The sequence below is a fragment of the Negadavirga shengliensis genome, assembly GCF_042652345.1.
GTDB classification, from domain to species: domain Bacteria; phylum Bacteroidota; class Bacteroidia; order Cytophagales; family Cyclobacteriaceae; genus Negadavirga; species Negadavirga shengliensis.
In genome coordinates this window covers 42,012-58,689 of the sequence record NZ_JBHSJJ010000010.1, presented here as the reverse complement: position 1 = coordinate 58,689, position 16,678 = coordinate 42,012, and the positions used below count along the sequence as shown (strand labels likewise).

Sequence of the window (16,678 nt, the reverse complement as noted above, 5' to 3'; positions counted from 1 at the left end):
TTATGGGCAAGGTTTTGTTGGAAGCACCGGTATATACGCTTGAGGCCGCATTAAATGCTGAGAAGTATGGGGTGGACCGCCTGGAACTGTGCGCGGATTTTGCCGAAGGGGGTACCACACCCAGCGCGGGCATGTTGACGGTGATAAAAAGAAAGATCAGGATACCAGTATTTGTGATGATCCGTCCCCGGGGGGGAGACTTTGTTTATTTGGATGAGGAATTGGAAGCCATGAAGCAGGATATCCGGATCTTGGCTGATTGTGGCGCGGATGGGTTTGTTTTTGGGGTCTTGAGCGACAAGGGCAAAGTGAATGAGGCCGCATGCAAGGTCTTGGTCGAAAGTGCGGATGGCAGGCCATGTACTTTTCACAGGGCTTTTGATCTCCTCACGGAAATGGAGGAAGCTTTGGAAACAATAATCGGCTGCGGCTTTCAACGGCTTTTAACCTCGGGGGGAAAAAATTCGGTAGGAGAAGGCATTGATAATGTTCTTAAAATAATGGAAAAGGGCGGTGACAGGATCACAGTCATGCCGGGCGGAGGCACAAAAGCAACCCATCTGCCGGTCTTGTTCCAAAGCAAATACCTGAAAGAAATCCATGCCAGTTGCAAAACCTACCGGGATTCAAAAAGCATTCCCCTTAATGCCCATCTGCTTTTGTCCCTTCTTCCTGAAAATGAGGGTAAAATTCTTACCATTGACAGAGATAAAGTCAGGCAAATCAAAGCAATCCTTTCTGATTTAGAAAAAGAAGCCAGGTGATAAAGCATGGAAGAGGGGAGCATGCAGTTTTTGGATTGATCATTTTCTTTATTTGCTAATATGGGTGTTTAATGAATTATTATTCTGGATAAATTTTATTATTTTAATTTTATTTCATTTATATCTTTAATGTTGATTCTTTGTTTGGATTAGTTTGATTGATTTCTTATATTAAGAATTCAATCAAACCCGAAGAATTATGGTAAAGAGCTTTCAAGGGGTCAGAGAAGCCCCGGTTAAACTAACGCAGCCCATACTAGTGGAAGATCATATGACTACCAATTTGATCACTTTTCATCCTGAGGATACCATAGACCATGTGATTCATGTGTTAACAAAAAGGCATATTTCCGGTGCTCCTGTGATCGACGACGAAGGAACCTTGGTGGGGATGATTTCCGAGGGGGATTGTCTTAAAGAAATAATCCGGGGCCAATACAACAATACGCCGAAATTTCCCTCACCCGTGGCCTGCTATATGACCAAAGATGTGATCACGCTTTCTCCGGACATTACTATTTTTGATGCGGCAAACAGGTTCCTCACTTTGAAGATCAGGCGTTTTCCGGTAGTAAAGGAAGGAAAACTGTTAGGCCAGATAAGTGTCAGCGATATCATCAGGGCAATTCCAAAGCTGAAATCATCTACCTGGAGGTAAAACCGTGTGCTTTCCCCTAAAAAGGCATGGTTTAATTACATATAGCCTACGGTTCGGTATACAGCAATTCCCGTCCATTCCTTCACAAGTTTGTGCCAATTCAACAGTGCACCGGGGTCAGGTTGGAAAAGCGATTTGAAGGTCAGGCGGGAATCAGAGCCATAGTAATCCACAGGAAAAGCCTCCACATTAATGCCGGCTTTTTCAAAACACCCCATGGCTCTTTTTATATGAAAAGCCGACGTAATCAACAGACAGGTTTCCTCCGGTGCATAGCCCTCTTCTGCCAGTTTTATTTTTGTGAAGGCCGCATTTTCTCTTGTATTTTGAGCCTGGTTTTCGATGATGATGTCTTCGGGCTTTACCCCCGCCCACACCAGAAAATCGGCCAGCAGTTCTGCTTCCGTATTGTCATTGACCGGGCTGAATCCCTGACCGCCGGTGATGAGGATTTTACTGATTTTGCCCATTTTATACAATTGCATGGCGTGGGTGGCCCTGTCAGCGCCTTTGTTAAAAAAGGTCCGGTCTACCGAGGTTTTGTTGAGATTGGTGACGCCGGTGAGGACGATGCCTATTTCGTATTCAGGCAAAGTGGACATTTCCTGGAAAGGAGGTTCCCAAGCATTCATGACGAAGTTGGCCAGGAAACTGTTGGTAAAGAAAAAAAGGAGTATCAGGCCGGCAATCAAAAGTCTTCTGCCTGTCTTTTTTTTCCCCAGAAATATACCTGCCGTAAGCAACACCAGGCAAATGGTCAGCGGCATGATGAGAAAACTAAACGACTGTGATAAATAGAAAAACATAAGCGAACAAAATCGGTTTAAAGTGCAATGTCACGGGATCAATTTTCGGGTAAACCTGTCCCCCGTCTTGTTTCAGAATTCGAGGACCGCCAGGCATCCCTGGAAACCAGCAGTTTCCCACAGAATGGGTAAATGGTGTCACTGCTCTGCAAAAATATCCTTTAATTTCATTAATCCCCTTCAAAAATTATTTTTAACTTACCTTTTTAAATACCTGGAGGCCGTCCTTTTAAAGTGAGCGACCACATAACCGTTTTCTTTTGATGTTCCATACACCTTTTGTAATCTATAAATCTTCAGCGGGATCCGGAAAAACCTATACCCTTACCACCGAGTACCTCAAGCTGGCATTGGAAAACCCCGCTGCTTTCAGGCATATTTTGGCAGTGACCTTTACCAACAAAGCCACGAGGGAAATGAAGGAGCGGATACTGAAAGAGATGGTCCGGTTGACAGCTTCAGTGGACGGACGGGAACAGATGGACAGTGTTCTTCTGAAACACCTTGGTGGTGAGCCCGCTGACCTTTCCAGCCGTGCCCAGAAGACCTTGTCAGCGTTGCTGCATGATTATTCGGCGTTTTCTATCAGCACGATCGACAGTTTTTTTCAGCGGGTGATCCGGGCTTTTGCCAAGGAAATTGATTTGCAGGCGAAGTTTGATATTGAACTGGACCAGAATAGCGTCATGGACAGGCTTGTGGACCGGCTGCTGTTACGGGTCATTGATGACAGTTACCTTCATAAATGGTTGGTGGATTTTGCCTCCCAGCAGATTCAGGACGGAAAATCCTGGGATGTGAGAAGAAACATAAAGGCTTTGGGCAACCAGCTTTTCCAGGAAAATTTCAAGCGGTACCAATCGGAGATCAAGACCCTGCTCAAAGATCCTGAAAACATAAAAATACTCCACCAACATATTCATATACAACGACAGGCAATATTAAAACAGACAGCGGCTTTGAGAGAACAGGCCAATATAATCCGGGAAAAACACGGTCTTGTATGGGAAGATTTTAGAGGAGGAAAAGGGTCATTTGCCTGTAAATTCGATAAGCTTGGTGATCCCAAAAACCCCCTGCCTTCTTTGACTCCCAACCAAAAAAAAATGCCTTGGGACAGCACCTTGTGGTATGCCAAATCCAGTAAAAAAGTGGCAGCCATTGAGGCAGCTTTCTCAGAGGGACTGGGCGGGATACTGGGACAGTTTGAGCCTTTAACGGTTTTATGGAATACGTTAACGGCGCTACGGAATAATTTTTATGTTTTTGGTATATTCAGGTATCTATTGGAGGAGTTGTCAGATTTGAAGGAGGAAGAAAACATCCTGCTGATTTCTGATGCCAACGATTTTTTGAGGGAGATCACCGCCGAAAATGACGCCCCTTTTATATATGAAAAAGTAGGCACCCGTTTTCGGCATTATCTGCTGGATGAATTCCAGGATACTTCCGGATTCCAGTGGGCGAGTTTCAGGCCATTGTTGTTGAATGCACTTTCCCAGGGCAACAGAAATTTGTTGGTGGGAGACGTAAAGCAATCCATTTACCGTTGGCGAGGAGGGGAAATGCGGCTGTTGATGGAGAAGGTTGAAGAAGAAACCAGTCATTTTGGCGTGGAGGTGAAACGGCTGGATACCAATTTTCGAAGCCTGCCGAACATAATTGAATTCAACAACACACTTTTTGACGTATTGCCCGGACTCATGGAAAGCGTGCTTTCTGTAGACTACCAAATAGAAGACACGGAATTGATAGCCAAGGCCTATGCGGATGTAAAACAAGCATTGTCTCCTCTCAAAGAGAAGAGCTCTTTTAAAGGAAGGGTAAGGCTGGAATTCTTAAAAGAATCTGAGGATGAAGAAGATGATGGCCTGGGGTTCAAAGACCGGGCCTTGCTTAAATTGCCCGGGATGGTCAGAGAGATGCAGGATAGGGGATACCGGCTAAAGGACCTGGCTTTTTTGGTAAGGAACAACAGTGAAGGGGCGGAAATAGCGGATGCTTTAATGGCCTACAGGCAGCAACATCCGGATGATGGCTATAGATATGATGTACTTTCTGACGAAGCCATGTATCTGAACAGGGCGGCGGTCGTCAGATGTCTGCTTGCCGCCCTTCAGGTGCTGAATGATCGGGAGGATCAGGTGGCGTCTAAAAGCCTTTGGATACAATGGTCCAGGGTACACAATAGGGAGTTTGGCCATGATCTGTTTAAGCAGGAGGGCGTGCCTGAAACCATACAGGCATATCATAATGCATTTGAATCCATGAAGCATGTCCTTCTCCAACTTCCGCTCCTGGACCTGGTGGAAAGCGTGACTGCCGTCTTGGGCTTGGAGAAAATAGAAAGAGAGAGGGCATATCTTTCGGGGTTCAAAGAAGCAGTGTATGATTTTATGAAAAATAACCGGACAGATCTGAGCAGTTTTTTGAATTGGTGGAAGCAAAATGGGGAGAAGCGAACGGTAAAGATCCCTGACGACCATGACGCCATCCGTATCCTGACCATACACAAATCCAAAGGACTTCAGTTTAAAGTGGTTTTGGCGCCGTTTTTAGACTGGAAGATATTCGACACCTCCAAGGACAATATCCTATGGGCTCCTTATTATTTGGAAAAACCGGGGCTACAGGCCATTTTTCCCATCTCCTTGAGGAAAGACCTGAACGACTCCGCCTTCAAATCCATTTATCTGGAAGAAGCCCTGTTGGCGCATCTGGACACACTGAATCTGCTATATGTGGCCTTCACCAGGGCTGAGGAAGTTTTTTTTGGGATTTCCCCCTTCAGGGACAGAAATAATAAGAATAACACCGGATTGGGAACGGTGGCGGCGGTTTTATTGGAAGCTTTGGAAAATGCAAGTGCATCAGACAACGGTTCCTTTCTAAGCGAACATTATGATATGGAAAATCACCTATTCGAACTGGGAGAGTGGGCCGGTGCTCCGGAAGCAGATGTCCACGAAAACATAGAGGTGCCCTTGAGATGGGATCATAGGCAATGGCAGCAGGTGCTGAAAGTAAAGCACGTCGTGGGTGATATGGAAGCAAAGGACAGGTACAACCGGAGAAGCCGTGGTATTTTGATCCATGCAGTTATCGAAAAGGCAAAAACCAAAGCCCAAATCCTTTCCCAAATGGCCGCTCTGTATTTTGACGGTGCGATCGACGGTGAGGAAAAAAAAGAACTGGAAGGCTATTTTTACACTTTGGCCGCTATTCCCACATTCAGTTCCTGGTTTGATGATAAAGCCGAAGTGCTGACCGAACAGGGAATAATGCTGCCTGGTGGAGAGCGGAAAAGACCCGACAGGATTGTCTTTTTTGATGACAGGGTGGAAGTAGTGGATTTCAAAACCGGGGAAGAGGGAAAGGACCATATACATCAGGTGAAGGAATATATGGTCTTGGTAAAGGAGATTACCCAATTGCCTATAAAAGGGTTCATCTGTTATATCGAAAAAAACAGCATAATCGAAGTTGCTCCATGAATAGTTTTCTAAAAAATACCGCTGCCCGTATTCTCCATGGTCCGATGAATCTGAAGGATGTGCGGGTGATATTGCCTAACCGGCGGGCAGGGCTTTTTTTTACCAAATATCTGGGTCAACTGGCAACGGAACCTGTTTGGATGCCGGAGGTATACACCGTGGAAGAGATGTTTTATGAATTGGCTCAGAAGAGGCCTGCGGATAACCTTACTTTAATTTTTGAACTGTATAAGGTTTATCAGAGCCTTGGGGGGCCAAAAGATGGCTTCGAGCGGTTTTATTTCTGGGGTGAAATGATCCTGAAAGATTTTAATGACCTGGACCAGTTTATGGTAGATGCCAAAAGGCTGTTTACAAATCTGAGGGAGCAAAAGATGTTGGAAAGTGACTGGAGTTTTCTCAGCGAACAACAAATAGCGCTGATAAAGGAGTTCTGGCAGTCCTTCGAGAGAAGAGAGAGACAGCATCAGGAAAGGTTCATCCAATTTTGGGAGCTTTTAAACCCACTATATGAAGGATTTAAATCCTCTTTGGAGGTATCCGGTCTGGCCTATACGGGCATGATTTACAGGCAGGTTGCGGAGGATCTGGAAAAACTCCCTGCCCCGGATAAACACCATGTTTTTGTCGGGTTCAATGCGTTTACAGTGGCGGAAGAGAAACTCATCAAACATTTTATCAAGGCATTCGGGGCCGAAATCCATTGGGATGTAGACGCTTATTATATAGCTGACAAGAACCAGGAGGCAGGACTGTTTTTTCGGGAGTATATGAAAGACAGCATTTTGGGTCCGACTTTCCCGGAGCCATTGCCGGCCCGGATCAGCCGGAACGGGCTGGAGGTCACCACGTATACGGTGCCCTTAAAAATAAATCAAGCCAATTCGGTGGGCAGTATTCTGGAAACATCCGGAGAGCAGGGGAACTGGGACGAAACGGTAGTGATTCTTCCGGATGAACAGCTGTTGTTTCCCCTGCTGAATGTTTTGCCGGAACGGGTGGAAAGCGTCAATGTCACCATGGGTTATCCGGTGAAAAGCACCCCTGTATATGCTTTTTTGGAAGCGGTTTTAGAACTGCAGCGGTATTCCCGCGTAGAAGACGGGAAATTATATTTTTACCACAAACCGGTAAAGGAATTGATGGGCACCCCTTATTTGATGGAGGAGAACCCGGGATTTGTAAAAGAGACCGTCGCCCGGCTGAACAGTACCAACCAGGTATATGTGGCTCAGGAAACGCTGATGGAGGGAGGGGGGCTTTTTAAACTCGTCTTTCGTCAGCTTTCTCCGGCCAGCCTTATTCCTGAAATGATGGAGCTTATCATGGGATTATGGTCAAGGCTGGGAGAAAAAAGCATGGAGCGGAGTTATCTTTTTCAATGTCACAAGCAGATGAACCGGTTGAAAGAGATTTTTAATCATGAAGCCCCGCAGGATATCACTTTGGAGTTTTTTATCAGGACGTTCAGGAATGTTTTCAGGGAAATAAGGCTGCCTTTTGAAGGCGAGCCGCTGGAGGGACTGCAAATCATGGGGGTGTTGGAGTCACGAAACCTGGATTTTAAGCGTGTGATTGTGTGTAATATGAATGAAGGGAATTTTCCCCCTTCAGCCAGCATCAACTCAATGGTTCCTTCCAATCTCAGAAAGGCATTCGGGCTGCCTGTCCAGGAACAAAATGATGCCATTTATGCCTATACTTTTTACCGCCTGCTGCACCAGGCAGAGGAGGTGCACCTTCTGTACACTACTGCTTCGGATCAGGGAAAGGCCGGAGAGAAGAGCCGCTATATTCACCAGCTACAGATCGAATTGATGGAAAAGGCTTATGGAAAAGGCGAAGTGGTGGTCCATGTGCCTGTTGGTCTGGCAGAGAACAAGCCGATAGTTATCGCCAAGAGTGACGAAATCTTGCTTGAATTGGAGAGGTATACGGATAAGGCCCGGGATGGGAAACAAGTGGCTTTCTCGCCTTCCGCCATAAACACCTGGCTTGATTGCAGGCTGCGGTTTTATTTGAAGTACATAGCGGGGTTGGAGGAGCGGGACGAAGTCAAAGAAGAGGTGGATCCGGCAATTTTCGGTAACTTGGCGCACCTTGCTTTGGAACACTTGTACAAGGGTTTTGTGAAGCGAAAGGGGCGATCGTCCATAGAGCAATCTGATTTCGGAGAGCTGGAGAAGTACGTATTCCATTCGGTGGAAATGGCTATCCGGGAGCAGTACCATCTGGAGGAGGATCGGGAAATAAAGCTGACAGGGCAATTGACCATTGCCAGGGATGTACTTCAAAAATACCTGCAAGCCGTTTTGGAGATTGACCGGAAGACTGCCCCTTTCGAAATCATTTCTCTTGAGGCCGCAAGGAAATACAGGGCTTCCCTGACCATCAATACGCCCTCAGGTCCGCGGCTGGTGGCCCTCGGCGGCATCATTGACCGCGTGGACCTTCTCCAGCAGACCATTCGACTTATAGATTACAAATCCGGCATCGATGCAAAAGAGTTCAAGGATATTCCGAGTCTTTTTGACCGGACGGATAAGAAAAGGAACAAGGCGGCCATGCAAACCCTTTTCTACGGATTACTCTACCAAGCCAATTATCCCGATAATACCCTGCCCTTAAAACCGGCTATTTTCAATTTAAGGGAAATTTTCAGAGACGATTTCAATCCCTATCTACAGGAAAAACCGGACCGGAACAGCAAACAAGAGGTGCAGAATTACCTTGATTACCGGGAGGATTACGAGACGGCGTTGAGGGATACGTTGGAGGAGATTTTTGATCCCCAGCAGGCTTTCAACCAAACCGGGGATCTGGACAAGTGCAGAACCTGCCCATATGCGGATATTTGCGCCCGGTAACCAACTAAATTTAATTTTTGTAGAATTTAATGCTTATATTTAGGCTTTTCATTCGATCTATAGTGCCTGGGATAAAAGCCGTTTATTTATCCACAAGACCTCCGTTACAACATCTTTGCGCACTAAAGGAATGTGTTGGGAAACATAAGTGATTCATTTTATTATTGTTTTTTCAAATTATGAAACGAAAAAGGACGGTGAGTGTCCGTATCAAGTGCGTTCACTTCAACTTTGAAAACTGAAATTAAAAAGAAGCGAAATTGATGGAAAAGACAAGCAAAGCGACCATAGATGGCCGATTAGAAAAAATAATTGTTTTTGTGGATGATGACAGGGTGCAGCACATGATCAACAGGAGGACATTATTAAAGATCAATCCGCATCTCAACCTGATTTTTTTTGAGCATCCCTATGAAGCTTTGGAATGGCTTAGCAGTAATAAAGGGGATGTATTGTTGCTCGACATCAATATGCCGGAAATGGATGGATGGCATTTTTTAAACCTTATGAAACAAAAAGACATCGATATTGAAGTCAGAATGCTGACATCGTCCCTTGATCCCGATGATGTTGAGAAGAGCCAGGAGTATGATATTGTTAAGGGCTTTTTGGTAAAACCGTTGCGGTATGAAAATATCGTGGAATTCTTAGGTAATTAACTTGGGCAATTAACAGGATTATTGGATTTTTGTACTCTATTTGGATTTTAACTTAAAAAGGACCAATATGACGGAAAGACCAGCAGAAGACACCAAGGTAATCAGCAGAAGAATAGACAAACTTTTTATCGGATTGGCCAGTGCATTCAGGTTTGTCAAAAAATTTTTTCAGGAAGTTTGGTTTCCTCCGTATGAATTCAAGGAATTTATCCGACAGTGTTATCAGATAGGATACAATTCCCTTCCTTTGATATCTTTAACCGGCTTCATTGTGGGGGTTGTTTTTACCAACCAATCCAGACCTTCCTTGGCTGAATTCGGAGCCACATCCTGGTTACCCGCGTTGATTTCCATTGCAGTCGTCAGGGCCATGGGGCCCTTGGTGACCGCGTTGATAGCTGCAGGAAAGGTAGGGTCGAGTATAGGGGCAGAGATAGGTTCCATGAAAGTGACCGAGCAGATAGATGCCATGGAAGTCTCCGCCACCAATCCCTTCAAGTTTTTGGTGGTGTCAAGGGTTCTGGCCAGTACATTCATGATCCCTGTCTTGGTCATGTATACGGACTTTGTCGCGCTTATGGGTGCTTTTGTTAATGTGAATCAAAATGAACTGGTGAGTTTAAGCACCTTTTTTGTGCAGGTATTTGACGCCATCAGTTTTCTTGACATTACCTCTTCGTTATTAAAGTCCCTTGTTTTTGGTTTTACAATTGGGATCGTAGGATGTTACAAGGGATATAATTCTACCAAAGGAACCGAAGGAGTTGGAAAGGCGGCAAATTCGGCAGTGGTAATGGCCATGTTTTTGATCTTTATTGAAGAATTGCTGTCATTACAAATCACCAATTATTTTAGACAGATGTAAATATGGAAAAGACGGTTGTAGAAATCAGAAACCTGACCAAATCCTTTGGTGATCTGGATGTGCTTAAAGGGGTGAACATGGATTTGTATAAAGGAGAAAACCTCGTCGTACTGGGTAAATCGGGCAGCGGAAAATCCGTTTTGATTAAAATAATGGTAGGCTTGCTCACTCAGGATGAAGGGACCCTGAAAGTTCTTGGGCATGAGGTCAAAGAATTAAATTCAAGGGAGCTGAACCGGCTACGGTTGAAAATTGGTTTTTCCTTTCAGGCAAGCGCGCTGTATGACAGCATGACGGTAAGGGAAAACCTGGAATTCCCCTTGGTCCGGAACGTGAAAAATCTGTCCAAGGGAGAAAAAGACAAAATGGTAGAGGAAGTATTGGACGGTGTAGGTCTGGCTCAGACCATCAATCAGATGCCCTCGGAACTTTCGGGCGGGCAAAGGAAAAGAATCGGTATTGCCCGGACCCTTATTCTCAAGCCGGAAATCATGTTATATGATGAGCCGACGGCCGGACTCGACCCGATTACCTGTAGGGACATCAATAACCTTATCAACCAAGTTAATGAAGAATACCATACATCTTCCATCATCATTACCCATGACCTGACCTGTGCCAAAGAGACCGGAGACAGGATGACCGTCCTATTGGAGGGCGTCTTTGGCGCAACTGGCAGGTTTGACGAGGTTTTTGAACATGCCTCTGATCAAAGGATAAAATCATTTTATGACTATAATTTCATCAAGCAATGAGAGACGATAATAAAAAAACGGTAATTGTCGGCATTTTTGTGCTGATAGGGATCATCATTTTGGTGGCCGGCATTCTTACGCTTGGCTCACAGCAAAAAACCTTTGTGAGGAGCCTTCGTGTATTCGCGGTGTTTGATGATGTGGCGGGTTTGCAGGCGGGGAACAACGTCTGGTTTTCCGGCGTGAAAGTAGGTACGGTGAAAAAAATAAATTTCTACGGCGATTCTCAGGTGGAAATAGAAATGAACATTGAATCTTCTACCAAGGATTACATCAGAAAAAATTCCAAAGCCACGATCAGTTCAGATGGCCTGATAGGAAACAAGATCATCGTTATCTATGGCGGTACCAATGATGCCCCTTCTGTTGAGCCGGGAGACAGACTCGAGGCGGTGATGCCGTTGGACACCGATAAAATGATGGAGACCCTGCAGGTCAACAACCAAAACCTGGTGGCCATAACGGAGGACCTTAAGGTATTGATCCATAAAATAACCGAAGGTGAGGGCATCGTTGGCACGGTGATGACTGATACGGCGTTGGCTGGAAATTTCAAGAATATCCTGGTGAACCTGGAAAGAACTGCGATAAACAGCACCAGACTAAGCAACGACCTGAACAAAGTAACCGCCAAACTTAACCAGCCAGGCACGCTTTTGGATGACCTGCTGACCGACACAACGGTATTCAGCAACCTTAAAACCGCTGCGGAAAGTTTGGGGAAGACCACAGATGACGCCCAGGCAGCGGCGGAAAACGTGAAGCAAATAAGCGACAATTTATTGTCTACAGACAACACGGCGGGCATGTTGTTGAATGATGAGGAGTTTGCTGCATATTTGAAAAGCACATTGGAAAACCTGGATACAGGAACAGCGTCTTTTAATGAGACCATGGAAGCGCTTAGGTATCACTGGCTTTTCAGAAGGTCTTTTAGAAAAAGAGACCAGGCTGCTGAAGCAGCGGCTCAAGATTGATACAAAGCGGGCTCGGTCCGCTTTTTTTATGCGCCGTATTTGATAAAAAAAGTTTAAATTAGAAGATAATTATAAGTAATTATGAAATCTATTTTTAATCACTAAACCTCTAAATTTATGCCAAAAGATCCATATAAAATCATTAAAAAGCTAAAAACATCCCAAGGTGAACACACCTATTGGAGTTTGAAAGCATTGCAGGAACAAGGGTACAAAATCGATAAACTTCCCTTTTCCATAAGGATATTATTGGAAAATGCTTTAAGGAATTTTGACGACTTTGCCATCACCGAGGATAATGTAGAGACTTTGTTGAACTGGAAGCCTGAACCCTCAGAGAAGGATATCCCTTTCAAGCCTGCGAGAGTCTTGATGCAGGATTTTACGGGAGTGCCGGCGGTAGTGGACATCGCCTCGCTCAGAGCTGAGGCTGTCAGGAAAGGGAAGAATCCGGAGAAAATAAACCCTTTGGTGCCGGTGGATTTGGTGGTGGACCATTCTGTCCAGGTAGATTATTTTGGCACTAATTATTCCTATAAAAAAAATGTGGATGTCGAATACGAGCGGAATGGCGAAAGGTATGAGTTCCTGAAATGGGCGCAAAAGTCATTTGACAACTTTTCGGTCGTGCCTCCCGGCATGGGTATTTGCCACCAGGTTAACCTTGAATATTTGGCACAGGGGGTGATTGCCCGGGATGGGAATGTATTCCCTGACACCTTGGTAGGTACAGATTCCCATACCCCGATGGTCAACGGTATAGGCGTAGTGGGATGGGGCGTGGGAGGTATTGAGGCAGAAGCGGCTTTATTGGGCCAGCCCATTTACTTTATCATGCCGGAAGTGGTTGGATTGAGACTTACCGGCCAGCTGCCTTTGGGTACTACGGCTACAGATATGGTATTGACCATTACCGAACTGTTGAGAAGTCATGGGGTTGTAGGCAAGTTTGTTGAAGTCTTCGGCCCGGGACTTGATAATCTGTCCGTTCCTGATAGAGCGACCATTTCCAATATGTCGCCTGAATTCGGATGTACTATCACCTATTTCCCTATTGACGACAGAACCCTGGATTACATGGCCAAAACCAACAGAACCCGGGAGCAGATAAAACTGGTGGAGGATTATACAAAGTCCAATATGCTCTGGAGGACGGATGAATCTGAGATCATGTATTCCACCATCGTCGAACTGGATCTTTCAACCGTGGAACCTACGGTTGCCGGTCCCAAAAGGCCTCAGGATAAGATTTTGTTGAGAGAATTCAAAAGTAAATTTGGATCCCTGTTGAAAGAAGTACATGGCAGGGAATATATTCCAATAGACAAAAGAGATGTGGGGAGGTGGTACGGTGAAGGAGGAGGTAATCAGCCTGTGGAGGAACATGAGACAGAGGGGAGTGATGACGTGGAGATCGAGACCAAAATCAGAAAAGGACTTAAAACCGTTGTGGTGAAGCTTCACAATGAAAAATTTGCCTTGCATGACGGCTCAATAGTCATAGCGGCCATCACCTCCTGTACCAATACGTCTAACCCCAGCGTGATGATAGGGGCAGGGCTCATCGCCAGAAAAGCCCGGGAGCGTGGTCTTGACGTAAAGCCCTGGGTGAAGACCTCTTTGGCTCCAGGTTCTAAAGTGGTAACGGATTACCTTCGAAATTCGGGCCTACTGGATGACCTTGAAGCACTACGTTTTCATGTGGTAGGTTATGGTTGTACCTCCTGTATTGGAAATTCGGGACCTCTGCCTAGGCACATTTCTCAAGCTGTTGAGGAAAATGACCTGGTCGTGGCCTCGGTACTTTCAGGAAACCGTAATTTTGAAGCCCGGGTGCATCCTCAGGTTAAAATGAATTACCTGATGTCACCCATGTTGGTGGTGGCTTATGCCCTTGCAGGCCGGGTAGACGTCGATCTCAATAAAGAACCGCTTGGATATGACCCCAACCTTGAGCCGGTTTATCTGAAAGATGTCTGGCCCAGTAACGAGGAAATTTTCGAAGTGACCAACAGCGTGCTTTCTCCCCAGGATTTTGCGAAAAATTATGGGGAGATTTTTGAAGGAAATGAGCAATGGAGGGCCTTAGAAGCTCCTACGGACAAGGTGTACCGATGGTCCGAAAAATCCACCTACATCAAAGAGGTGCCTTTCTTCCAAGGTTTAACTGAAAATGTGCCAGATCCCTTGGATATAAAAGGGGCACATGTGTTATTAAAGCTGGGGGACTCCATTACCACGGACCATATTTCTCCAGCCGGGTCCTTCCCACCTTCCTCTCCGGCCGGGAAATATCTTTTGGAAAAAGGCGTCGAACAGCCCATGTTCAATTCCTATGGTTCGCGCAGAGGTAATGATGAGGTGATGGTCAGAGGGACATTTGCCAACGTAAGAATAAAAAATCAATTGGCTTCCCGCGAAGGGGGATATACCACCCATATTCCATCAAACGAAGAAATGACCGTGTTTGATGCATCCCTTAAGTACAGGGAAGCCGGGATTCCCCTGATTGTACTGGCAGGGAGAGAGTACGGCAGCGGTTCGTCCAGGGATTGGGCAGCAAAAGGGACCTCCCTTTTGGGCATCAAGGCTGTGATTGCAGAAAGTTACGAAAGGATCCACAGAAGCAACCTCGTAGGCATGGGCGTGTTGCCGCTGCAATTCATCGGAGGCCAGTCTTCTGAATCTCTCGGTTTGACTGGCAGAGAAGTTATTGATATCAAAGGAATCAGTGAAGGATTAACCCCCCTCAAAATGTTAAAAGTGCAAGCCCAAAAAGAGGATGGAGGCATCGTCTCTTTTGATGCAATTGCCCGGTTGGATTCTGCAATAGAAATCGAGTATTATAAAAATGGAGGAATACTGCACTATGTATTGCGACAGTTTTTGAAGAAATAAGGTGCTTATATGAACTGATATAAAGAATTATCCCGTCAATCTTAAATACAAAGCCCCGTCAATCGGGGCTTTGTATTTGATTGGAAGGGCACATCACCATACCATGTCAGAAAACACCACAAGTACATCCTTTGTCGCGGACTTTAAAACTTTCTTCATTCCTGATGGTTTTATTTATTTTTGGTTGATTTTCAAAACTTTATGAGGGTTTTTAAGTGTAATTTCTTAAATTACCTAATACATTATTGTGGGTTCAAAAACCAATTTTAATTAAACAAAATAACCATGGAAAAACAGTGGAATGTAATTTGTTTATGCCTTTTAGTAGGAGGGATGTTATTTGGTTGCCAGGCTTTCCACGAGGAAGTTCCGGTAAATTCTCCAATATCCGAAGGAGAGAATCTGGATGAAAATGTCGTGGATGCTAATGCCCGTAAAGGCCATCGCGATTTTTATGGTGCATTCCTGATCGCATCAGAAGAAGTAGCCGTTCCTCCTGTAGTTTCTCAAGGGTCAGGAGCGGCATTTTTCGAAGCGGTTGATGGCAAGACTGCCATTAAATTTGAACTACGGGTGGCCAATATGACGGGAATCGTGGCGGCACATATTCATTTGGCTCCCATGGGGGTGAATGGTCCCGTCGTGGCGGATCTCATAGCTGGCCAGGCACCCTCAGCATTGGTGAGTGGCGTTATTGCAGAAGGGATCATTACTGCGGACCATTTAAAAGGACCATTTTTAAACGGGCACTTGGATACTTTGATGATGGCCTTGAACGAAGGGAGAGCCTATGTGAATGTACATACCACGGCATTCCCTGGCGGGGAAATCCGGGGGCAGATAAGCATGGTGCATCCAAGTGACAACGGGAATTACAACACCCGGCTTACCGGTGATCAGGAAGTACCGGCAGTCGATACGAAGGCAAGGGGGGTCGGTAATTTTAAATTCAATTCAGACAATTCAAGCCTGTCTTTTCAAGTGAATGTTGCCCAATTGGAGAATGTAAGGTTTGCGCATATCCATATTGCAAAGGTGGGTGTAAGCGGACCCATTGTGGTTGATCTCAGGTTGGACAGAGTAGATGGGCCTGTCAATGGTGTGTATGCCAAAGGAGAAATCACTGATGCCAATCTCAGGGGAATGATGACCGGCGGCGATCTCAAGAGTTTAAGGGAAGCAATTCGGACCGGAAATGCTTATGTTAATGTACATACGGACGATTACCCGCCAGGGGAAATTAGGGGGCAACTGTAAGTCTCCGAAACACCCATGGTAATGTTGCAAAAGACAGCCTTTTTAATAAGGGTTGTCTTTTGTCATTATTAATAGGAATTTGAAGCTTTATACGTTTGCCTAATGTGAGGTAAACTTATATCCGAAACCCACAGAAAAAACCCATTCGTCAGTGGAGTCCATATGGAGAAAAGGGGCAAACAATACCCATCTTTTATAATCCACACGGGGAGAAACACCCAATCTCGCTCCGGTTTTGCCGTTTCTGACATAAAAAGAAGGCAATGCGCCTACACCGACACTCAAATCCTGGTTTAAACGAAGTCTTAGACTGGGTCCTCCTACATTGAATGAATAAAAGTTGTTGCCGAAAGACACTCCAGCCATTCCTTCCAGTCCAACATCAAATTTAGCACGGCTGTCTTTTTGGATATCCTGGGCGATGCATTGGAGAGAAAGAAGGAGAACACATACAGTCATAATCTTTTTCATAATCCGGGTCGTTTTGTTGTTCAAAACCAAATTTTGGTACAAAAATGGCGCCACGATGTGGTATTTATGGACATAAGCAGGGACAACTCCAATGACTGCTTTGGTTTTATTCTCCCTTTCGTTGAGTTTACTGGTTATGGGGAGACGAATTCTTTGGGTTTCCTATTTGAGACATTTGATTGTGTTAGTAATGATTAATAAATTACC

The 16,678-nt window shown here is 45.3% G+C and carries 12 protein-coding genes; 10 read left to right on the top strand and 2 right to left on the bottom strand.

The window, feature by feature from the left end; translation table 11 throughout:
- The first annotated feature begins 2 nt into the window (after window positions 1–2).
- On the top strand, window positions 3–764 hold the full coding sequence (locus ACFPFU_RS16690; RefSeq protein ID WP_377066105.1) for a copper homeostasis protein CutC: 762 nt from the start codon (window positions 3–5) through the stop codon (window positions 762–764).
- 199 nt (window positions 765–963) lie between these two features.
- Complete coding sequence (locus ACFPFU_RS16685) at window positions 964–1,422, top strand: CBS domain-containing protein (RefSeq protein ID WP_377066103.1); 459 nt, start codon at window positions 964–966, stop codon at window positions 1,420–1,422.
- A 35-nt stretch (window positions 1,423–1,457) separates the two neighbouring features.
- Here ACFPFU_RS16685 and ACFPFU_RS16680 read toward each other — a convergent pair whose 3' ends face one another.
- Window positions 1,458–2,228, bottom strand: a complete 771-nt coding sequence (locus tag ACFPFU_RS16680; RefSeq protein ID WP_377066101.1) for a YdcF family protein — start codon at window positions 2,226–2,228, stop codon at window positions 1,458–1,460.
- A 263-nt stretch (window positions 2,229–2,491) separates the two neighbouring features.
- Between ACFPFU_RS16680 and ACFPFU_RS16675 the strand changes: the two genes are divergently transcribed.
- From ACFPFU_RS16675 to ACFPFU_RS16640, 8 genes are all read left to right on the top strand, one after another.
- Entirely contained in the window at window positions 2,492–5,722 is a 3,231-nt protein-coding gene (locus tag ACFPFU_RS16675; protein WP_377066099.1) for a UvrD-helicase domain-containing protein, read from the top strand.
- A complete protein-coding gene (locus ACFPFU_RS16670; RefSeq protein ID WP_377066097.1) occupies window positions 5,719–8,589 on the top strand; it encodes a PD-(D/E)XK nuclease family protein in 2,871 nt (956 codons plus the stop codon). Before ACFPFU_RS16675 ends, ACFPFU_RS16670 begins: the two co-directional genes overlap by 4 nt.
- A 263-nt stretch (window positions 8,590–8,852) precedes the next feature.
- Window positions 8,853–9,248 (top strand): response regulator, encoded by a 396-nt coding sequence (locus ACFPFU_RS16665; RefSeq protein WP_377066095.1) that lies wholly within the window; start codon window positions 8,853–8,855, stop codon window positions 9,246–9,248.
- Window positions 9,249–9,315: 67 nt separating this feature from the next.
- Window positions 9,316–10,113: an MlaE family ABC transporter permease gene (locus ACFPFU_RS16660; protein ID WP_377066093.1), complete on the top strand. Its 798-nt coding sequence runs from the start codon at window positions 9,316–9,318 to the stop codon at window positions 10,111–10,113.
- A gap of 2 nt (window positions 10,114–10,115) precedes the next feature.
- A complete protein-coding gene (locus ACFPFU_RS16655; RefSeq protein ID WP_377066091.1) occupies window positions 10,116–10,868 on the top strand; it encodes an ABC transporter ATP-binding protein in 753 nt (250 codons plus the stop codon).
- The gene (locus tag ACFPFU_RS16650) at window positions 10,865–11,845 is read left to right on the top strand and encodes an MlaD family protein (RefSeq protein WP_377066089.1); all 981 of its coding nucleotides are present in this window, start codon (window positions 10,865–10,867) and stop codon (window positions 11,843–11,845) included. The genes ACFPFU_RS16655 and ACFPFU_RS16650 overlap by 4 nt, the downstream gene beginning before the upstream one ends.
- 117 nt (window positions 11,846–11,962) lie before the next feature.
- Window positions 11,963–14,743: an aconitate hydratase AcnA gene (acnA, locus tag ACFPFU_RS16645; RefSeq protein WP_377066087.1), complete on the top strand. Its 2,781-nt coding sequence runs from the start codon at window positions 11,963–11,965 to the stop codon at window positions 14,741–14,743.
- Window positions 14,744–15,028: 285 nt separating this feature from the next.
- Complete coding sequence (locus ACFPFU_RS16640) at window positions 15,029–16,000, top strand: CHRD domain-containing protein (protein ID WP_377066085.1); 972 nt, start codon at window positions 15,029–15,031, stop codon at window positions 15,998–16,000.
- A 99-nt stretch (window positions 16,001–16,099) separates the two neighbouring features.
- On the opposite strand, the gene ACFPFU_RS16635 is transcribed toward ACFPFU_RS16640, so the two are convergent.
- Entirely contained in the window at window positions 16,100–16,471 is a 372-nt protein-coding gene (locus ACFPFU_RS16635) for a hypothetical protein (protein ID WP_377066083.1), read from the bottom strand.
- Between the last annotated feature and the right edge of the window lie 207 nt (window positions 16,472–16,678).